The sequence below is a fragment of the Pseudomonas sp. P108 genome (assembly GCF_032613195.1).
Taxonomy (GTDB): Bacteria; Pseudomonadota; Gammaproteobacteria; order Pseudomonadales; family Pseudomonadaceae; genus Aquipseudomonas.
Genome location: NZ_CP126691.1, coordinates 5732836 through 5753504 on the forward strand (window position 1 = coordinate 5732836; position 20669 = coordinate 5753504).

Sequence of the window (20669 nt, forward strand, 5' to 3'; positions counted from 1 at the left end):
ACTGTGGGAGCGAGCCTGCTCGCGAAGCGGCCTTCAAAAGCACCGCACATCTGTCATGAACGCCACTTGTCTGCGACATGATGTCGTTTCATATGCCATCCAAAACCCATTGGGTTAGAATGCCTCCCTTTTCTGCCCCCCGATCCTTGAGGACCGCCATGTTCAGCCGTGATTTGACTATTGCCAAGTACGACGCCGACCTTTTTGCCGCCATGGAGCAAGAAGCTCAGCGCCAGGAAGAACACATTGAGCTGATCGCTTCGGAAAACTACACCAGCCCAGCGGTGATGGAAGCTCAAGGCTCGGTCCTGACCAACAAGTACGCCGAAGGCTACCCAGGCAAGCGCTACTACGGTGGTTGCGAGTACGTCGACATCGTTGAGCAACTGGCTATCGACCGTGCAAAAGAACTGTTCGGCGCCGATTACGCCAACGTTCAGCCGCACGCCGGTTCGCAAGCCAACGCTGCGGTCTACCTGGCTCTGTTGCAAGGTGGCGACACCATTCTGGGCATGAGCCTGGCCCACGGTGGTCACCTGACTCACGGCGCCAGCGTTTCCTCCTCGGGCAAACTGTACAACGCTGTGCAGTACGGCATCGACGCCAACGGTCTGATCGACTACGACGAAGTCGAGCGCCTGGCGGTTGAGCACAAGCCGAAAATGATCGTGGCGGGTTTCTCTGCCTACTCGCAGATTCTCGACTTCCCACGCTTCCGCGCCATCGCGGACAAAGTCGGTGCTTACCTGTTCGTCGACATGGCTCACGTAGCCGGTCTGGTTGCCGCGGGTGTTTACCCGAACCCGGTGCCTTTCGCTGACGTCGTGACCACCACCACGCACAAGACCCTGCGCGGTCCACGTGGCGGCCTGATCCTGGCTCGCGCCAACGCCGACATCGAGAAGAAGCTCAACTCCGCGGTATTCCCGGGCGCCCAGGGTGGCCCGCTGGAGCACGTGATCGCCGCCAAGGCAATCTGCTTCAAGGAAGCGCTGCAGCCAGAGTTCAAGGCCTACCAGGAACAAGTGGTGCTGAACGCCCAGGCCATGGCCGAAGTGTTCATCGAGCGCGGTTTCGACGTAGTTTCCGGTGGCACCAAGAACCACCTGTTCCTGCTGTCGCTGATCAAGCAGGACATCTCCGGGAAAGATGCTGACGCCGCTCTGGGCAAAGCGTTCATCACCGTGAACAAGAACTCCGTGCCAAACGACCCACGCTCGCCGTTCGTCACTTCCGGCCTGCGCTTCGGTACTCCGGCTGTGACCACTCGTGGCTTCAAGCAAGCCGAGTGCAAAGAGCTGGCCGGCTGGATCTGCGACATCCTGGCTGACCTGAACAACGAAGCGGTGATTGACGCCGTTCGTGAGAAAGTCAAAGCCATCTGCAAGAAACTGCCGGTATACGGCGCTTGATTGCGACGTTAAACCCGCAGCATGAAAAACCGGCCAAGTGATTGGCCGGTTTTTTTTCGCCCCTGATTTCCCGTGTAGGCGCTGCCGAAGGCTGCGATCTTTTGATCTGGATCTTAAAAACAAGATCAAAAGATCGCAGCCTTCGGCAGCGCCTACACGTGGCTATGGCCACTGGTCAGACCGGTCATGCCAATTTTGCTGTTTTCACTTGTCATCCCGAAAAAACCGAGCGTAGACTGCACCCGCACTGGACATACCGGTAAGACCACAATAATTAAGTCCTGAATCTGAGCGTGCAAGCGCCAGCAGCCAGGACACCGACCAGGATTCCTCCCATGCTCAGATGGTGCTCGCGTTCAATCTTCCTCCAAGTGGTTCTCGGACTGGTGCTCGGCATCGTCTGCGGGCTGACCCTCCCTGAATACTCGGCCCAGCTCAAACCGCTCGGCGACGGCTTCATCAAACTGATCAAGATGCTCATCGGCCTCATCGTGTTCTGCGTGGTGGTCAGCGGTATCAGCGGCGCCGGCGATCTGAAGAAGGTCGGGCGCATCGGCCTCAAGTCGGTGATCTACTTCGAAGTGTTGACCACCATCGCGCTAGTGATCGGTCTGGTCTTCGCCTTCAGCACCGGTATTGGCAGCGGCGCGAATATTCATCTCGAGCAACTGTCTGCGGCCGACATGGGCGATCTCGCCGAACGCGGCCAGCACATGCACACCACCACGCAATTCCTGATGGACCTGATCCCGACTTCGGTGATCGGCGCCTTTGCCGACAACAACATCCTGCAGGTGCTGCTGTTCTCGGTACTGTTCGGCAGCGCGTTGAATCTGGTGGGTGAGGCGGCCTCCGGGATCTCGCGACTGATCAACGAACTGAGCCATGTGATCTTCCGCATCATGGGCATGATCGTGCGGCTGGCACCGATCGGCGTGTTCGGCGCCATCGCGTTCACCACCAGCAAATATGGCCTCGACTCCCTGCAGCATCTGGGCAGTCTGGTCGGCTTGTTCTACCTGACCTGCATCGCGTTCGTCAGTGTGATTCTCGGTCTGGTGATGCGTGCTTCCGGCCTGCGCATGTGGCCGCTGCTCAAATACCTGCGTGAAGAACTGCTGATCGTCATGGGCACCGCCTCGTCCGATGCCGTGTTGCCACAGATCATGCGCAAACTCGAACACCTCGGCATTGGCAGTTCGACCGTGGGCCTGGTGATTCCGACCGGGTACTCGTTCAACCTCGACGGTTTTTCGATCTACCTGACCCTGGCCATCGTCTTCATCGCCAACGCCACCGGCACTCCACTGGCGATGACTGATTTGCTGACGATTCTGCTGGTGTCGCTGATCACCTCCAAAGGGGCACACGGCATTCCAGGTTCGGCACTGGTGATTCTGGCTGCAACGCTGACAGCGATTCCGGCAATTCCGGTGGTCGGTCTGGTGCTGGTGCTCGCGGTGGACTGGTTCATGGGCATCGGCCGGGCACTCACCAATCTCATCGGCAACTGCGTCGCCACTGTCGCCATTGCACGTTGGGAAAAAGACATCGACGTGCAACGCGCCAACAAAGTACTCAGCGGCCAGCAGGGCTACACCTTTCAGCCGCGTAAACCAGCAACTCCGGCGCACCAGCAGGAGTTCTGATTTCAACCCTATCGGCGCTGCCGCAAATGGCGATCTCTTGATTTCGGTTTGCGGCGCCCCTTTGGGCACATGGAGCAAGACAAGTGATTACTACATCAACCGTCGTCAACTCAGTCGTAGAAAAACTCCGTGCGGCGCTCGCCCGTGGCCAGTGGCGCTCCGGCGACATGCTGCCGGGCCAGCGCGAACTGGCCGAACAACTGGGCATCAGCCGCCCGAGCCTGCGCGAAGCGGTGATCGTCCTGGAAACCCTTGGTCTGGTGCGTTCGATGCCGGGCAAAGGCGTTGTCGTACTTGATGCGCATCTCAGCGACAGCCAGAGCCACGACAGCGCAGTCGCCGGCGCCAGCCTCGAAGACGTGCTGCAACTGCGTTACACCCTTGAACCCTTCATCGTCGGCCTGGTCGCGCAGTCGATCAGCAGCAAGGAAGTCGGCCAGTTGCGCCTGACCCTGATGGACATGCGCGAAGCCCTCGAGGCCGGCGACAGTGACGCCGGCGTCAGCGCCTACATCGCCTTCCACGAAGAGTTGTTCACGCTCACCTCGAATCCGATCTTCCAGAGCGTGGTGCAGCAAACCAGCAACGCCCTCAAGCAAAGCGCCGAGGTGTTGCGCAATTCGCCGGAGCATCTGGCCGAGCGGCTGGAAGAAAACGAGGCCGTGGTGCGCGCGATCCGCAGCAAGAACAGCGCCCAGGCCAGCGCCGAAATGCGTCGGCACATTTTGCGCGAAGGCCAGCGGATGGGGATTGAGTTGAATATTCCGGAAGACAACCTGAGTCGCTGATTTCTATTGGAGACAGGCCATGAACAGTTTCGCTTCACCGTCGCAAACCCACCCGACCACTGCGCCCCTGCCCTTCTCCCGCGTAAGAGTGCCGGCGGAGGATCTGTACCCGCGACTGTTCGACGCGATTCTCGAGCAGCGCATCGATCCGGCCAGCCGTTTCACCGAGGACAGTTTGAAAGAGATGTTCGGCGTCAGTCGTGCGGATGTGCGGCGGGTGCTGACGCAGTTGTCGCTTGAGCAAGTCATTGTGCTGCGGGCCAATCATCGACCACGGATTGCCGCACCTGATCGGGAACAAACGCGGCAGGCCCTGCATGCGCGGCGACTGGCCGAAAGCACGCTGGTGCGTCTGGCCTGCCAGCGTCCGCAAGCGGAAGGGTTGAAACGCTTGCGCGGGCTGATCGAACGCGAACGTCAGGCCGTTGAGCAGGATCGGCGGGGTGCGGCGATTCGCTTGTCCGGGGAGTTTCATCTGCACTTGGCGCAGATGGCGGGGAATGCACCGTTGGCGCATTTTCTCGGCAGCCTTGTGCCGCTGACGTCGTTGGCGATTGCCCGAAGTCAGTGCCAGACGCATAGCTGTTGCGCATGGCAGGAGCATTTGGCGCTGGTTGAGGCGGTCGAGCGTGGCGATGCTTCCAAGGCTGGCATGCTGATGAATCAGCATCTGGATCATCTTGAGCAGACGCTGCTGGGTTCAGACCTTGAGCATTGTGTTGCAGGTTAGATTGCTATCGCGAGCAGGCTCACTCCTACATTTGAAACCCGTTCCCCTGTAGGAGTGAGCCTGCTCGCGATGGCGTCATCATTGAAACTACAAACCCATCAGACAGAAGCCACTCTGGCAAACCCCGCCCGAATCTTCTCTTCCGGTAACTCATCAGCAATAAACACGATCACACTCTCCCGCGCCTCACCCTCGGCCCATTCAGTGTCCCAGTCGAAACCGTAAAGCTTCAGCACACCCTGAAACACCAAGCGCCGATCTTCACCCGCAATGTTCAGCACGCCCTTGTACCGCAGCAATTGCTTGCCGTGTTCTTCCAGCAGCTCATTCATGAACTCACTGAGCTGATCGATATCCAGCGGCTGATCGGTGCGCAGCACCAGACTGGAAATGCGATCAATCGATGGCGCCTTGCTCACCGGACGCAGGCTCAATCCACCGCCGAGATCAGCATTGAGGTTGAAGCCGCGCACATCCAGCAGTTCAGCCAAATCAATGCTGCCGTGCTCGACCACACGGATCGGTGCGCGACGGTTGATCCGCGTCAGCCGTTCGCTCAGCGCGTTGAACGTGGCTTCATCGACCAGATCGGTCTTGCTCACCAGCAATCGGTCGGCAAAACCGATCTGCGCCTGGGCGATGGTCTGGGTCAGGTGTACATCCGCGTGCGCCGCATCGACCAGGGTGATGATGCCGTCGAGCAGATAACGCTCGCGCAGTTCTTCGTCGATGAAAAACGTCTGTGCCACTGGCGCCGGATCGGCCAGTCCGGTGCACTCGATGACCAGGCGATCAAACGCAATCTCGCCGCTGTCCAGCCGCTCAAGCAGCAAGTACAGAGCCTTGGTCAGGTCGGTGTGAATGGTGCAGCAGACGCAGCCGTTGGCCAGGGTCATGACTTGCACCGGCTCGTCACCCAGCAACTGAGTGTCGATGCCGGCGTCGCTGAATTCGTTTTCGATCACGGCGATTTTCAGGCCGTGCTCGGCTTTCAGAATATGGCGCAGCAAAGTGGTCTTGCCGGCGCCGAGGAAACCGCTGAGTACCGTTACAGGTATGGGAGAAGACAAAACAGATCCCCTTCACAAAATGAATGAACAACACAAAAACAAATGTGGGAGCGAGCCTGCTTGCGAAAGCGGTGTGCCAGTCAAATCATTCATCAACTGACACTCCGTATTCGCGAGCAAGCTCGCTCCCACAGGGGATTACCTCAACCTTGCGCTGTCAGCTCAACAGCACTTCGGCCCACCCTTGCCACCGTAACGGGCTTCCTGACGTTCGCGGAAGAACATCTCGTAGCTCATCACCGGTTTGTCCGGGTGCTTGGTTTGCATATGCTCGACGTAGGTGTCGTAGTCGGGCATGCCGACCATCAGGCGCGCGGCCTGACCGAGGTATTTACCGAGGCGACTCAGGTCATTGAACATGGTGCAATCCTCTGGTTACGCATCCGGCAGAGCCTGGAATGGCGATTCTTTATCCGTGCGCTCTTTTTTGCCCCAGGCGGCGATGCCAACCTTGAGCGCATAGAACAGGATGCTGAAGACCACGAACAGGAACAGCGCGGTGAGCGTTGCGTTGGTGTAGGCGTTGAAGATCACGTGCTGCATCTGCTCGACGCTTTTTGCCGGTGCCAGCACCTGACCGTTGGCCAGCGCATCGCTGTACTTCTTGGCCAGCGACAGGAAGCCGATCGCCGGGTTGGCATCGAACAGTTTGATGAAGCCTGCAGTCGTGGTGCAAATCAGCAGCCAGGTAGCCGGCAGCAGGGTGACCCAAATGTAGCGCTGGCGCTTCATTTTGATCAGGACCACGGTGCCGAGCATCAGCGCGATACCGGCCAGCATCTGGTTGGAAATACCGAACAGCGGCCACAAGGTGTTGATGCCGCCCAGTGGATCGATCACGCCTTGGTACAGCAACCAGCCCCACATCGCCACACAACCGGCAGTGGCGATCAGGTTGGCGGTCCACGATTCGGTGCGTTTCAGCGCCGGAACGAAGGAGCCGAGCAGATCCTGCAGCATGAAACGCCCGGCACGGGTACCGGCATCGACAGCGGTCAGGATGAACAGCGCTTCGAACAGGATCGCGAAGTGGTACCAGAACGCCATGGTGTTTTCACCCGGCAGGACACTGTGCAGGATCTGCGCAATACCGACCGCCAAGGTCGGCGCACCACCGGCACGGGCCAGAATGGTGGTTTCACCAATGTCATGCGCCACGGCTTGCAGCGCTTCCGGCGTGATCGCGAAGCCCCAGCTGGAGACCACTTGCGCAACCGATGCGACATCACTGCCGACCACAGCGGCCGGGCTGTTCATGGCGAAGTACACGCCTGGCTCGATCACCGAAGCGGCAACCATGGCCATGATCGCGACGAACGATTCCATCAGCATGCCGCCGTAACCGATGTAACGGGCGTTGGTTTCGTTATCCAGCAGCTTCGGCGTGGTGCCCGAAGAAATCAGCGCGTGGAAACCGGAAACCGCACCGCAAGCGATGGTGATGAACAGGAACGGGAACAGACCGCCCTTCCATACCGGGCCGGTGCCGTCGACGAACTGGGTCAGCGCCGGCATTTTCAGCTCGGGCATGGTGATCAGAATACCGATCGCCAGGGCGACGATGGTGCCGATCTTGAGGAACGTCGACAGGTAGTCACGCGGTGCCAGAATCAGCCACACCGGCAGCGATGCCGCGACAAAACCGTAACCGACCAGCATCCAGGTAATCTGCACGCCGGTGAAGGTGAACGCCTTGGCCCACACCGGATCAGCAGCAATCTGCCCGCCGAGCCAGATCGAACCGAGCAGCAGCAACACGCCGACCACGGAGATTTCGCCGATGCGACCCGGGCGGATGTAGCGCATGTAAATGCCCATGAACATCGCGATCGGGATGGTTGCCATCACGGTGAAGATGCCCCACGGGCTCTCGGCCAGCGCTTTAACCACGATCAGCGCCAGCACCGCGAGGATGATGATCATGATCAGGAAGCAGCCGAACAGGGCGATGGTGCCGGGCACGCGGCCCATTTCTTCACGCACCATGTCGCCCAGGGAACGGCCGTTGCGCCGGGTCGACATGAACAGAACCATGAAGTCCTGCACCGCGCCCGCCAGCACCACCCCAGCTATCAGCCACAGCGTGCCGGGCAAGTAGCCCATCTGCGCGGCCAATACCGGGCCGACCAGAGGCCCCGCGCCAGCGATGGCAGCGAAGTGGTGACCGAAAAGAATGTGTTTGTTGGTCGGCACATAGTCCAGACCGTCGTTGTTGAGCACGGCGGGGGTGGCCCGACGCGGATCGAGTTGCATCACATTGTTAGCGATGAACAGGCTGTAGTAACGGTACGCAACCAGATAAATGGCCACAGCGGCGACCACAATCCACAAGGCGTTGATCGCCTCGCCGCGGCGCAATGCCACTACGCCCAGGGCGCACGCTCCTACGATTGCCAGCACTAGCCAGGGTAAGTGGCGTAGCAGGCTATTATTATTTTTCATTTTATTATTCCAGCCAGGGTGGACAAGAAAGACAGCCACCCCGAGTTTAGCGCTTACGGCGCCAAAGGCCATACCCCGACGTTGGTCTAGACGCTTTAGCGATTGGCTGGCGCCCGCATTCGCGGTCTATAGTCAGCGAACCTTCATGAGGATTGCGCCATGAGCGAGCACCCCGCCGATCGACGTCGTTTCCAACGTATTGCGTTCGATGCCAGAACCGAGCTGAGTCAGGGCGAGTACATCTGGCCGGTCAAGCTGATCGACCTGTCGCTCAAGGGACTGCTGATCGAGCGGCCGGAGCCTTGGCTGGGGGACAAGTCGCAGGACTTTCTCGTCGACATTCATTTGAGCGATGACGTCGATATCGAGATGGATGTGCAGTTGGCCCATGAAGAAAAAGGCCAACTGGGCTTTGTCTGCCGGCACATCAGCCTGGAATCGATCCAGCGTTTGCGGCGGCTGATCGAGCTGAACCTGGCTGACGAGGCCGAACTGGAACGTGAATTGGGCGCCCTGATCGAAATCTAGAATCCGCCACAGATCAAATGTAGGAGTGAGCCTGCTCGCGATAGCGATTTGTCATTCAACATTTGCGTTGACTGGTTCACCGCTATCGCGAGCAGGCTCACTCCTACAGGGGTCGGTGGTTTATTCGAAGAGTGCGTCGAGGGCCTGTTCGAGGCGGGTCACGGCAATGATCTGCAAGCCTGGTGGGGATTCCTTCGGCGCATTGCCCTTCGGCACGATCGCCCGTTTGAAGCCATGCTTCGCCGCTTCCTTCAACCGCTCTTGACCGCTCGGCACTGGGCGCACTTCGCCGGACAGGCCGACCTCACCGAACACCAGCAGATCATGCGGCAACGGCCGATTGCGCAAGCTCGACATCACCGCCGCCATCAACGCCAGATCAGACGCCGTTTCCAGCACCTTCACCCCGCCCACCACGTTGAGGAACACATCCTGGTCGTGCGTCGGAATCCCGCCATGGCGGTGCAACACCGCGAGCAACATCGCCAAACGGTTCTGATCCAGTCCCAGCGTCACCCGACGCGGATTGGCCAGATGACTGTCATCGACCAGCGCCTGCACTTCCACCAGCATCGGTCGCGTGCCTTCCCACGTTGCCATGACCACACTGCCCGGGACTTCTTCCTGCGCACGAGTAAGAAAAATCGCCGACGGGTTGGAGACTTCTTTCAAGCCCTTGTCAGTCATGCCGAACACGCCCAATTCGTTGACCGCACCGAAACGGTTTTTCACCGCGCGCAGCAAACGCAGGCGCCCATCGGACTCGCCTTCGAAATACAGCACGGTGTCGACCATGTGCTCGAGAACTCGAGGCCCCGCCAGCGCGCCTTCCTTGGTCACGTGGCCGACGAGGAAAATCGCCGTGCCGCTCTGCTTGGCATAACGCACCAGCAACGCCGCACTCTCACGCACCTGGGAAACACCGCCAGGTGCCGATTGCAGTTGTTCGGTGAAGATCGTCTGGATCGAGTCGATCACCATCACCTTGGGCTTTTCCTGACGAGCGGTGGCGATGATGGTTTCGATGCAGGTTTCGGTCATCACCCGCAGTTGATCCTGCGGCAAGCCGAGACGGCGGGCGCGCATGGCCACTTGCTGCTGGGATTCTTCGCCAGTGACGTACAGGGCCGGCATGCTCTTGGCGAGGTTGCACAGGGTCTGTAACAGAATCGTCGATTTGCCGATGCCCGGATCGCCGCCGATCAGCACCACCGAGCCATCGACCAGACCGCCACCGAGCACGCGATCGAGTTCACCAGACGCGGTGGAGAAGCGCGGAATCTCTTCGATGCTGACTTCAGCCAGGGTTTTGATCTGTGCCTGCTGTCCGGCCCAACCGGTGCGGCCGGTCGATGCCGTGGCGCCGCCGCTTTCGATCATGGTCTCGGTCAGGGTGTTCCAGGCACCGCACTCACCACACTGCCCGGCCCACTTGGGAAAGGTTGCGCCGCACTCGGTGCAGCCGTACATGCGCTTGGCCTTGGCCATCAGAACCCCCGACAAAAACCGCGATGATAACGCACGGGCCGCCGATCAGCGCGGCGCAGCATTGCGGATTTCGCCGCTGGCCAGACGCGCGGCGCTATTGCCCAACGGATCCTCGGCATTCAAGTCAGCACCCTTGGCCTTCAGCGCATCGAGCAATTCCAGACGCTTGAACAAACCGGCGTACATGGCCGCCGTCTGCCCGGCGCCGTTACGCTGATCGGGGCTGCAATCGGTGGCCATCAGGCGGCGGGCAATCTGTAATTCACCTTTGAAAATTGCGCCCATCAGCGCCGTGTTACCGCGCAGGTCCTGAGCGCAGGCATCGGCGCCGGCAGCGAGCAACCGTTCCACCGCGGGTGCCTGACCGTGATAGGCCGCCAGAATCAGCGCGGTGTAGCCCTTGGTGTCGCGGGTATCGAGGGAATAACCCGACTCGATGAACGTGTCGAGCATCGGCACATCACCGCGCCGGGCCGCGTCGAAGTAGTAGTCCTGAAGTTGGGCTTTGATCGCCTCGGGACTCTGCCCGGTCGGTGCCGCCCACGCCGCGAACGACAGGCAACCGGCCAACAGTAAAAGACAGATTCGCATCAATAGTCTCCTTGAACAGAACGGGGCCTGACTCAGGCCCCGCGTGCGCTACATCGGTATCAGTCGGCCAGTTTGGCCGCCAACGCCTTGACCCGGCTCAGGTCGCCCTTGGCCACTTTGGTCACACCGGTCCCGTATTCCGGGTCAGCCTTATAAAGGAAGGACAGGATGATGTGCTTGCTCTCGTCATCGGTGGTCGCCAGCGAGCCGCCGAAGCTGTCGATCAGGTCCTGACGCTCTTGCTGGCTGAACGAGCGATACAGATCACCGGCCTGCTTGAAGTTCTGCTCACGCTGGATCTTCGCCTGCTGGGTGCTGCCCGACAGCGTCGACTGGCTATAACGCGCACTTGGCGTCTCGTCACGGGGTTGCAGTCGGCTCGGCTGATAGTTCACACCCGAGTTGCTCGCGCCGAAGTTCATCGCGCCATCCTGATTGCCATTGTTCACCGCAACTTTTGCCGCGTTGATTGGCAATTGCAGAGCATTGGCACCCAGCCGATACATTTGCGTATCGGCATAAGAGAACACTCGACCTTGCAACAAACGGTCTTCGGAAGGCTCGATACCCGGAACAATATTCGCTGGCGCCATGGCCACTTGTTCGGTTTCCTGGAACACATTTGCCGGATTACGGTTCAACACCATTTGTCCAACTTTTCGCTCAGGAATACCTGGCCAGATCTTGGTGGCATCCAATGGATCAAAATCAAACTTGGACAAATCTTGTGGTTTCAGCACTTGGATGTACAAGTCCCATTTCGGAAAGTTACCTTTATTGATATTGCTCACCAGATCATTGGTCATATGACTGTAGTCTTGACCTTGAACGTTGGCGACTTGTTTCGGCGTCAGATTATTAAGACCCTGCAAGCTCTTCCAGTGAAACTTGACGTAATGAACTTCACCCTTGGCGTTAATCAACTTGTAAGCATGTACGCCATTACCGTCCATCTCTCGATAACTGGCGGGAGTTCCCGAGTTCGAATACAACTCGGTCAATGTACGGGTTGCCTCCGGTACATGTGAGAAGAAGTCGAAACGGCGTGAGTCGTCGTCAAGGTTAGTACGCGGATCGGGCTTGAACGCGTGAACCATGTCCGGGAACTTGATCGCGTCACGAATGAAAAAGGTCGGGAAATTGTTGCCTACCAGATCCCAGTTGCCGTCAGCCGTGTAGAACTTGGTGGCGAACCCCCGCGGATCACGCAGGGTTTCCGGCGAGTGATTACCGTGCACCACCGCAGAGAAGCGCACAAACACCGGTGTGCTCTGGCCGGCGGCGAATACCTTGGCCTTGCTCAGGTCGCTGAGATCGTTGGTGACAGTGAAGGTGCCATGGGCGCCGGTGCCGCGGGCGTGAACCACTCGCTCAGGAATGCGCTCGCGATCGAAGCGCTGCAGTTTCTGAATCAGTTGTACATCCTGCAGCAGCACCGGGCCGCTGGCGCCGGCGGTCTGCGAGTTCTGATTGTCGCCGACGGCGGCGCCGTTATCGCGGGTCAGGGGCGCGGCGTTAACCGAAAAGGTCAACAGGCTGGCGGTGAGTACACCGAGGGTGCGGCGACGGGGAAAAGCCCCCAGTCCAAGTGCGGAGTTCATATCAGGATCCTCTGGTTATTTTGGGGCGCATCCAGATGCGCCAAGCCAAGGCTAGAGGCCTGAGACGTCGAACATAAATAGAAAGAACGTAACGCCATGATTGAGAAAATTGGCTGTTCGATCAGCGAGTTACCGTATATTTCGCGCGCGATTGATGGCACTTTGCAAACTAATCGTCGATTGATGTGTCGATAAAAACGGGCATTGTAAGAAGGTGTTTCGCGCAGGACGCGTTTTGCTGATTTACACTGCGTACACCAAACTCATCTGTAACAAGGAAATAACTATGGGCGTGCTAAGTGAGTTCAAGGCCTTCGCGGTCAAAGGCAATGTGGTCGACATGGCCGTCGGTATCATCATCGGGGCCGCGTTCGGCAAGATTGTTTCGTCGTTTGTCGGTGACGTCATCATGCCGCCAATCGGCCTGCTGATCGGTGGGGTGGACTTCAGTGATCTGGCCATCACGCTCAAGGCCGCCGATGGCGCTGCACCTGCGGTGGTAATGGCCTACGGCAAGTTCCTGCAGACCATTCTGGACTTCGTGATCGTCGCTTTCGCGATCTTCATGGGCGTCAAAGCCATCAACCGCCTCAAGCGCGAAGAAGCCGTGGCCCCTACGCTGCCACCGGTTCCGACCAAGGAAGAAGAGTTGCTGGGCGAGATCCGCGACTTGCTCAAGGCCCAGAACACCCGGCCTTGATCCTTTGCACGATAGAAACAACGGCGCCTTCGAGGCGCCGTTTGTTTACCAGTAGTTTTCCACGGCCACTTGGCCTGGCCGGCGGGTGAGGCTGAGGCTCATGTGGCGTTTTTTCAGCAACGCGCGCGTGTCATCGATCATCTGCGGATTGCCGCACAGCATGACCCGCGAGTGCTCCGCCGACAGCTCCACGCCCGCTGCGCGCTCCAATTCTCCGTTTTCGATCAGCGTAGTAATACGGCCGTGCAGTGCGCCGGGGTGCGCCTCACGCGTCACCGTCGCGATGAACTGCAATTTGTGGGCATGTTCGCTGAGGTACTCGCGCTGCTTGAGCCCGGCAATCAGATCGTGATAGGCCAACTCCCGCGCTTCGCGCACGCTGTACACCAGAATGATGCGCTCGAATTTTTCCCAGACTTCGAAGTCCTGCAAAATCGACAGGAATGGCGCCACCCCCGTACCCGTGGACAGCAGCCAGAGATCACGCCCGTCGACGAAGCGATCAAGGGTCAGATAGCCGAATGCCTGGCGCTCCACCAGCAAAGTGTCGCCAACCTGCAACCGGCTCAGCTCACTGGTGAACTCTCCCCCCGGCACCACGATGGAAAAGAACTCGAGAAACTCGTCAAACGGCGACGACACCATCGAATACGCGCGCCACACGGTACTGCCATCGGCCTTGGTCACACCGAGCCGGGCGAACTGCCCCGCACGGAAACGAAACCCGGCATCCCGGCTGGTGCGCAAGGTAAACAGGCTCGGCGTCAAGGTTTGAACATCGAGCAAGGTCTGCGTGGTGTATTTCTCGGCACTGGCGGTCATGGGGCACTCCATTGATCGGTGACGGCCAGTGTCGCGCAAATCGAGCCTGCGAAACACCGACGACTGATAATGGTATTCAACCGTTTCCAGACACCGTCAAAGCATTAAACTGTTAAAAAAGTCAGAATTAGAGCAACAACTTTACATGAAGACTCAAATGTAAAGTTTCTGAGCACTAAGAACTCTTTATAGACAGATCATCAATGTTCAATACCGAAAAAATTTAAAGCACTCCGTAAGAAACATCCTACACTTCGTTGCGTGCCGGATCCTTTGGATCCATTCCGCGCCCCCCCGCAACGTCGATGGAGTGTTCAGAAATGGAAACATGGAAGGAATCACAATTGAAACAACTGACGTTTGCCAAGGGAGTAGATGCTGCTTATCCGATTCTGCTGCGATTCGCCGAAAACCTCGGATTCAATTTTTGTGAAATTTCGGTTGTTTCACTCCATCGGGACCTGCCTCTTAAGACCTTGCAAATCAATAACTACCCTAAAGAATGGAACTTACAATATGAAGAAAACCGTTACAGTAAAGTCGACCCACTAATAGCACACTGCAATCACTCAATGACTCCCATTGTCTGGTGCGAATCAGTATTTGCCGAAGCCCGGCCGATATGGGAGGGATTACAGCAACATGGACTGCAGAATGGCTGGTCGCAGTCGTTCCATCACGAGCAGAGAGGCTTGTGCAGTATTATCAGCCTGGCGCGAAAACATTACTCGATCAGCCCTCTGGAGCTGTATGAGCATTTCGGTTACATGTTCTATGCCGCCAGTCACTTGAGTGAAATGTTTGCCCGGACACTGCCGCCTCATTCTCTCAAACCCCGCCATCCACACCTTTCCCCAAGGGAACTGGAGGTTTTGCAGTTATCCGCAGGTGGCAAAACGGCCTATGAGATATCGAAGATCCTTAGCCTGAGCGAACGCACGGTGAACTATCACGTGCAGAACGTGATCGAGAAGCTCAACGTCTGCAACAAGATTTCCGCTGTCATCGCCGCCGTCAGAGCGCACATCATCTAGTCGATCAGCCTTGCCTCCTTTACAAAACATGCGGGTAATAACAGCAAAAAAACCGTACCATTTGAGACCCTCTTGAGTGATGACGTGAACATTCTGCGTTGCATTACACTCAGTCGGTTCCGCCGCACATTGTCAGGCTGCGGAACACCCCGTTGATTACCCTGAGTTCCCGCCCGATGCCTTTGCTTGAAACACCCTTCGCCCAACTCGACCTGATCCGCCAGCCCGAGCAGCAGAATGAACCGTTGCAGGCCTTCGATGCGGCCGACGAATACCTGCTCAACCATCTGGCCGCGCAGCAACCGACGGCTGACACGCGGGTATTGGTGCTCAACGACAGCTTCGGTGCGCTGGCGGCCAGTCTGCTCGGCAAGGTCAAGGTCAGCAGCAGCGGCGACTCGTTTCTGGGGTTTCAGGGGCTGGAAAAAAACCTGCTGCGCAATGGCCAGGCGTTCGACGCCATTCGCGGGATACCCGCCAGCGGGCCATTGGTCGGACCGTTCGATCGTGTGCTGATCCGCGTGCCGAAAACCCTCGCGCTGCTGGAAGAACAACTGATCCGCTTGCAAGGGCAGCTCGCACCCGGTGCCGAAGTGGTCGCTGCAGCCATGGTCAAACACCTGCCACGCGCTGCCGGTGACTTGCTTGAGCGCTACATCGGCCCGGTACAAGCCTCTCTGGCGGTGAAGAAAGCGCGGCTGTTGATCGCCACACCTGAAGCGAAAGCCCCGGCCGTCTCGCCCTACCCTTCGCGGTATCGCCTCGACGAACCGTCGATCGAGTTGCTCAACCACGCCAACGTGTTCTGCCGCGAAGGCCTGGACATCGGCACGCGCGCCTTCCTCCCGCATCTGCCGAAAAACCTTGGTAGCGCCCGAGTTGCCGATCTGGGCTGTGGCAACGGGGTTCTGGCCATCGCGAGTGCGCTGCAAAACCCCGATGCGCATTACACGCTGATCGACGAGTCGTTCATGGCCGTGCAATCGGCTGCCGAGAACTGGCGCGCAGCGTTGGGTGATCGCGAGGTGATCGTGCGGGCCGGCGATGGTCTGGCCGGGCAGGAACCACAATCGCTGGACGTGGTGCTGTGCAATCCGCCATTCCATCAGCAGCAGGTGGTTGGCGACTTCCTCGCCTGGCGTATGTTCCAGCAGGCGCGCGAAGCGTTGGTGGTGGGCGGCGCGCTGTACATCGTCGGCAACCGTCACCTGGGTTACCACAGCAAACTGGCGCGGCTGTTTCGCGGCGTTGAGCAAGTGGCTGCCACGCCGAAATTCGTGATTCTCAAAGCCCGCAAGTAAACCGCCAGGCAAAAAAAACCCTCCGCAAGGAGGGTTGCAAAGCCGTACCCGAAGGCGCCGGGACGGGGAAGATTCAGTGTGTGGTCAGACCTGCGGCATTCATGAACATGCGCATCAGGCTGGCGGCGATAAACAGCACACCGACGCTACCGGCCCAGATCAGAGCCAACCAGCCGAGCCGCTGCCAAAGCGGCTTTTTTTCGGCTTCTTCAATGTCGTGCAGGGAATGTTTTCCAGTCATTTTCTTCAAACCTCTTCAAGATTGATGGCGCCATTGCCGACGCCATCGCGAGCAGGCTCGCTCCCACAGGTTTTGCTTAGTGATAGCCGTCTTCATGGGTAACCTTGCCGCGGAACACGTAGTAGCTCCAGAAGGTGTAACCCAGGATGAACGGGATGATGAACAGCGTCCCCACCAGCATGAAGCCCTGACTTTGCGGCGGTGCGGCGGCGTCCCAGATCGAGATCGACGGCGGCACGATGTTCGGCCACAGGCTGATGCCCAGACCGCTGTAGCCGAGGAAGATCAGCACCAGGGTCAGCAGGAACGGCATGTAGTTGGCGTTGCGCGCCACGGCGCGGATCAGACCGTACATGGTCACCAGCACCAGAATCGGCACCGGCATGAACCAGAACAGGTTGGGCATGCTGAACCAGCGGGTGGCAATATCCGGATGAGCCAGCGGCGTCCAGATACTGACAATACCGATCACGGCCAGCAGTACGAAAGCCAATGGCCGTGCCAGGTCATGCATCTGTTCCTGGAGCTTGCCTTCGGTTTTCATGATCAACCAGGTGCAGCCGAGCAAGGCATAGGCCACCACCAGCGCGGCGCCGCAGAACATTGTGAACGGTGTCAGCCAGTCCAGTGATCCACCGGCGAACTGCCGATTGACCACCGGCAAGCCATCGATGAACGCGCCCAGCGCCACGCCCTGAAAGAACGTTGCCGCCACCGAGCCGCCGATGAATGCCTTGTCCCACAGGTGACGCTTGTCATCCTTGGCCTTGAAGCGGAACTCGAAGGCCACACCACGAAAGATCAGGCCGATCAGCATGAAGATCAGCGGCAGATACAGCGCTGACAACACCACCGAATAAGCCAGCGGGAACGCGCCAAACAACGCCGCGCCGCCCAGTACCAGCCAGGTTTCGTTGCCGTCCCAGACCGGGGCGACGGTGTTCATCATCACGTCACGGTCGACTTTACCGGGGATGAACGGGAAGAGAATCCCGATCCCCAGGTCGAAGCCGTCCATGACCACGTACATCATGATGCCGAAGATGATGATCACGGCCCAGATCAGCGGAAGATCAATACCCATGAGTCAAATCTCCTTGGTCACGCGAATATCGTCGTCGCCGTGATCGGCATCGGCCGAGTCGTCGGCAGCGGACAACGGACGGGCCGGTGTGCGTTTCTTGCCTGGACCACCGTCCGGCGTTTCCGTGCCTTCGCTGATCTTCGGCCCTTTGCGCACCAGACGCATCATGTAACCGAGACCAGCACCGAACAGGGCGAAGTACACCACTACAAACATGATCAGGGTGATGCTCATCTGCATGAAGCTGTGGTTTGAAGACGCGTCCGCCGTGCGCATCAGCCCGTAGACCACCCACGGCTGACGGCCGATTTCAGTGGTGAACCAGCCAGCGAGAATCGCGATCAAACCGGACGGCCCCATCCACAACGCCAGATAGAGGAACGGCCGTGAGGTGTAGAGCGTGTCGCGCTTACGCAGCCACAGGCTCCACAAACCGGTGAAGATCATCAGGAAACCAAGGCCAACCATGATCCGGAACGACCAGAACACAATGGTCGAATTCGGCCGGTCTTCCGGCGGAAACTCCTTGAGCGCCGGCACCTGTTTGTCCAGCGAGTGGGTCAGGATCAGGCTGCCGAGGTATGGGATCTCCACGGCGAACTTGGTTTTCTCTTCTTTCATGTCCGGCCAGCCGAACAGGATCAGCGGCGTCGCTTCATCACCGTGGTTTTCCCAGTGACCTTCGATCGCAGCGATTTTTGCCGGTTGGTGCTTGAGCGTATTGAGACCATGGAAGTCGCCGATGACCGCCTGGATCGGCGCGACAATCAGCGCCATCCACATTGCCATCGACAGCATCGTGCGGATCGCCGGATTGTCCTTGCCGCGCAGCAAGTGCCAGGCCGCCGAGGAGCCGACGAAGAATGCCGTGGCGACAAACGCAGCCGTTGCCATGTGCATCAAGCGATACGGGAACGATGGGTTGAAGATGATCGCCAGCCAGTCAGTAGGAATTACCTGACCGTTGATGATTTCAAAGCCCTGCGGGGTCTGCATCCAGCTGTTGGAGGCGAGAATCCAGAAGGTCGAAATCAGCGTGCCGATTGCCACCATGACGGTGGAAAAGAAGTGCAGGCCGCGCCCGACCTTGTTCCAGCCAAACAGCATCACCCCAAGGAAACCGGCCTCGAGGAAGAACGCCGTGAGCACTTCATAGGTCAGCAATGGCCCGGTGACGGCGCCGGCGAAGTCCGAGAAGCGGCTCCAGTTGGTGCCGAACTGGTAGGCCATGACCAACCCCGAGACCACGCCCATGCCGAAGTTGACGGCGAAGATCTTCGACCAGAAATGGTAGAGGTCACGGTAGGTGTCGTTATGGGTTTTCAGCCACAGGCCTTCGAGTACCGCGAGGTAACTCGCCAGGCCAATGGTGATGGCCGGGAACAGGATGTGGAACGAGATGGTGAACGCGAACTGAATTCGGGCGAGATCTAGTGCCTCTAAACCGAACATATGGCTTCCTCTGTCAGGTAATACCGGCTGCGGACCCGGAGGCCTGCACCCACTGCCCCCACGGATATGGAGTGCGGCGAATTCTGATTCGTTCTTTTTAAACAACCATCGCAACGCAGGGAGTCTGGCCAACTGGCCACCGGATCAATTCCGTTCGGGGTCTTGATCTGGATCAATCAACGTTGAAAGAGTAGTCCCATTTTTGCCGATGAACTGCGTGGTCGTTTGCCGCGTGACAAGTTGCCTCACAACCTTGGCAAAGCCCTGCAACAAATCCCCAGAGCGCTGGCAGCGGGGAAAACAGTACAGATCGGGAAGGCGACACAAATCCGCGAACAGCAGAATCCATCTGCACCGTAAAAAATTCGATGTCCTCCTAACTAAATTTTTTGTCATAGCAACTTCCTGTTACAGACTGGTGATAACCTCGCGGTTCCCCTCGAGCCAGACCTGCCTTCAGATGCCCAGTCAAGAGCCCCTGCTGTTACGTCACCATCGTCCGTTTCTCGCTTTCTGGTTCGCACGGATCTTTACCGCCAGCGGATTTCAGATGCTCACCGTGGCGATCGGCTGGAACCTCTACCAATTGACCGGCAACGTCCTCGATCTGGGCCTGGTCGGGCTGGTCGAATTCGCTCCGCGCGTACTGTTCATGCTGCACACCGGGCATGTCGCCGACCGCTATGATCGACGCAAAGTGGCGGCGATCTGTCAGTCGTTGCAGGCGTTGATCGCCTTGGCGCTGGCGATTGGCAGCGCCACCGATCACGTGACCCGCGAGATGATCTTCATCCTCGCCTTCCTGCTCGGCGCCGCGCGCTCGTTCGAGATGCCGACCACACAGGCGTTGCTGCCAAGTATTGTGCCCAGCGCGCTATTTCCTCGGGCCGTAGCGGCGGCGCAATCGGCGCAGCAGTCGGCGACCATCGTCGCACCAGCGCTTGGCGGTTTGCTCTACGCGTTCGGAAGCGTCTGGGTGTACGGCCCGACAGTGCTGCTTTATGTGATTGCCTGCACGCTGATGCTCAACCTGCCCGCGCGGCAAATGCCGCTGAACAAAGGCAAAGCCACACTGGATTCGTTACTGGCGGGGATTCGTTTCATTCGCAGCCGCCCGGACATTCTCGGGGCGATTTCGCTGGATTTGTTTGCGGTACTGCTCGGCGGGGCCACGGCGCTGCTGCCGGTATTTGCCAAAGACATTCTGCTGACCGGGCCGTGGGGCCTCGGGTTGCTGCGTTCGGCACCGGCGGTCGGCGCACTGGGGATGTCGCTGTTCCTCGCGCGGTTTGCCGTGGAGCGCAATGTCGGTCGGGTGATGTTCACAGCGGTGGGCATCTTCGGCGTCGCCACCATCGCCTTCGGCCTGTCGACCTCGTTCTGGTTCTCCCTGGCAGTGTTGGTGGTACTCGGCGCGGCGGACATGATCAGCATGGTCATCCGCGCGTCCTTCGTACAACTGGAAACCCCGGACGAAATGCGCGGCCGGGTCAGCGCGGTGAACGGGCTGTTTATCGGTGCTTCGAATCAGTTGGGCGAATTCGAATCCGGCGTCACCGCCCACTGGTTCGGCACGGTGCCGGCGGTGGTGATGGGCGGAATCGGCACGCTGGTGGTGACGGGGACGTGGATCAAGTTGTTCCCGACGCTGGCGAACCGGGACCGGATGCATGTGCCGGTGGAAGAGGTGAAGGTCTGACAACCTCCAAAACACAAAATAACTAAAAAGGTGCGGT

19 protein-coding genes are annotated in these 20669 nt (G+C 58.7%); 9 read left to right on the forward strand and 10 right to left on the reverse strand.

All coding sequences use genetic code 11. From position 1 onward, the window contains the following. Nucleotides 1-158 precede the first annotated feature (158 nt). The 4 genes from glyA (at nucleotide 159) to QOM10_RS25280 (ending at nucleotide 4579) form a co-directional block, all read left to right on the forward strand. Entirely contained in the window at nucleotides 159-1412 is a 1254-nt protein-coding gene (glyA, locus tag QOM10_RS25265) for a serine hydroxymethyltransferase (protein WP_007909785.1), read from the forward strand. Between the two features lie 335 nt (nucleotides 1413-1747). After that, complete coding sequence (locus QOM10_RS25270) at nucleotides 1748-3061, forward strand: C4-dicarboxylate transporter DctA (protein ID WP_316917136.1); 1314 nt, start codon at nucleotides 1748-1750, stop codon at nucleotides 3059-3061. Between the two features lie 83 nt (nucleotides 3062-3144). Next, nucleotides 3145-3849, forward strand: coding sequence for a FadR/GntR family transcriptional regulator (locus QOM10_RS25275; protein WP_150751711.1), 705 nt, complete (start codon nucleotides 3145-3147; stop codon nucleotides 3847-3849). 19 nt (nucleotides 3850-3868) lie between these two features. Beyond that, nucleotides 3869-4579 (forward strand): GntR family transcriptional regulator, encoded by a 711-nt coding sequence (locus tag QOM10_RS25280; RefSeq protein ID WP_316917137.1) that lies wholly within the window; start codon nucleotides 3869-3871, stop codon nucleotides 4577-4579. A gap of 98 nt (nucleotides 4580-4677) precedes the next feature. Here QOM10_RS25280 and yjiA read toward each other — a convergent pair whose 3' ends face one another. From yjiA to QOM10_RS25295, 3 genes are all read right to left on the reverse strand, one after another. Further along, nucleotides 4678-5649 (reverse strand): GTPase, encoded by a 972-nt coding sequence (yjiA, locus tag QOM10_RS25285; RefSeq protein WP_316917138.1) that lies wholly within the window; start codon nucleotides 5647-5649, stop codon nucleotides 4678-4680. Between the two features lie 162 nt (nucleotides 5650-5811). Further along, nucleotides 5812-6009 (reverse strand): YbdD/YjiX family protein, encoded by a 198-nt coding sequence (locus tag QOM10_RS25290; RefSeq protein ID WP_003228401.1) that lies wholly within the window; start codon nucleotides 6007-6009, stop codon nucleotides 5812-5814. Between the two features lie 15 nt (nucleotides 6010-6024). Beyond that, nucleotides 6025-8091, reverse strand: coding sequence for a carbon starvation CstA family protein (locus tag QOM10_RS25295; protein WP_095121699.1), 2067 nt, complete (start codon nucleotides 8089-8091; stop codon nucleotides 6025-6027). Between the two features lie 159 nt (nucleotides 8092-8250). Here QOM10_RS25295 and QOM10_RS25300 point away from each other — a divergent pair, with 159 nt between their 5' ends. Further along, the gene (locus tag QOM10_RS25300) at nucleotides 8251-8619 is read left to right on the forward strand and encodes a PilZ domain-containing protein (RefSeq protein ID WP_150751714.1); all 369 of its coding nucleotides are present in this window, start codon (nucleotides 8251-8253) and stop codon (nucleotides 8617-8619) included. Nucleotides 8620-8739: 120 nt separating this feature from the next. On the opposite strand, the gene radA is transcribed toward QOM10_RS25300, so the two are convergent. From radA to katB, 3 genes are read right to left on the reverse strand one after another with little or no spacing between them, the layout of a single operon-like run. Continuing rightward, nucleotides 8740-10107: a DNA repair protein RadA gene (radA, locus tag QOM10_RS25305; RefSeq protein WP_016986184.1), complete on the reverse strand. Its 1368-nt coding sequence runs from the start codon at nucleotides 10105-10107 to the stop codon at nucleotides 8740-8742. Nucleotides 10108-10152: 45 nt separating this feature from the next. Further along, a complete protein-coding gene (locus tag QOM10_RS25310) occupies nucleotides 10153-10698 on the reverse strand; it encodes an ankyrin repeat domain-containing protein (protein ID WP_316917139.1) in 546 nt (181 codons plus the stop codon). A 59-nt stretch (nucleotides 10699-10757) separates the two neighbouring features. Further along, on the reverse strand, nucleotides 10758-12299 hold the full coding sequence (gene katB, locus QOM10_RS25315; RefSeq protein WP_127929853.1) for a catalase KatB: 1542 nt from the start codon (nucleotides 12297-12299) through the stop codon (nucleotides 10758-10760). 286 nt (nucleotides 12300-12585) lie between these two features. Here katB and mscL point away from each other — a divergent pair, with 286 nt between their 5' ends. Continuing rightward, entirely contained in the window at nucleotides 12586-12999 is a 414-nt protein-coding gene (mscL, locus tag QOM10_RS25320) for a large-conductance mechanosensitive channel protein MscL (protein ID WP_038361758.1), read from the forward strand. 45 nt (nucleotides 13000-13044) lie between these two features. Here the strand turns inward: mscL and QOM10_RS25325 are convergent, their stop codons facing one another. Beyond that, entirely contained in the window at nucleotides 13045-13821 is a 777-nt protein-coding gene (locus tag QOM10_RS25325; RefSeq protein ID WP_150751717.1) for a ferredoxin--NADP reductase, read from the reverse strand. A gap of 320 nt (nucleotides 13822-14141) precedes the next feature. Between QOM10_RS25325 and QOM10_RS25330 the strand changes: the two genes are divergently transcribed. Beyond that, a complete protein-coding gene (locus QOM10_RS25330; protein WP_316917140.1) occupies nucleotides 14142-14855 on the forward strand; it encodes an autoinducer binding domain-containing protein in 714 nt (237 codons plus the stop codon). A gap of 176 nt (nucleotides 14856-15031) precedes the next feature. Beyond that, nucleotides 15032-16156 (forward strand): class I SAM-dependent methyltransferase, encoded by a 1125-nt coding sequence (locus QOM10_RS25335; protein ID WP_316917141.1) that lies wholly within the window; start codon nucleotides 15032-15034, stop codon nucleotides 16154-16156. A 73-nt stretch (nucleotides 16157-16229) separates the two neighbouring features. Here QOM10_RS25335 and QOM10_RS25340 read toward each other — a convergent pair whose 3' ends face one another. The 3 genes from QOM10_RS25340 to QOM10_RS25350 form a co-directional block, all read right to left on the reverse strand. Next, nucleotides 16230-16397: a DUF2474 domain-containing protein gene (locus QOM10_RS25340; protein ID WP_103303628.1), complete on the reverse strand. Its 168-nt coding sequence runs from the start codon at nucleotides 16395-16397 to the stop codon at nucleotides 16230-16232. A gap of 76 nt (nucleotides 16398-16473) precedes the next feature. After that, a complete protein-coding gene (gene cydB, locus QOM10_RS25345) occupies nucleotides 16474-17481 on the reverse strand; it encodes a cytochrome d ubiquinol oxidase subunit II (protein WP_007909749.1) in 1008 nt (335 codons plus the stop codon). Between the two features lie 3 nt (nucleotides 17482-17484). Next, entirely contained in the window at nucleotides 17485-18933 is a 1449-nt protein-coding gene (locus tag QOM10_RS25350) for a cytochrome ubiquinol oxidase subunit I (protein WP_127929857.1), read from the reverse strand. 460 nt (nucleotides 18934-19393) lie between these two features. On the opposite strand from QOM10_RS25350, the gene QOM10_RS25355 reads away from it, so the two are divergent. Next, complete coding sequence (locus tag QOM10_RS25355) at nucleotides 19394-20632, forward strand: MFS transporter (protein WP_316917142.1); 1239 nt, start codon at nucleotides 19394-19396, stop codon at nucleotides 20630-20632. Nucleotides 20633-20669 lie beyond the last annotated feature (37 nt).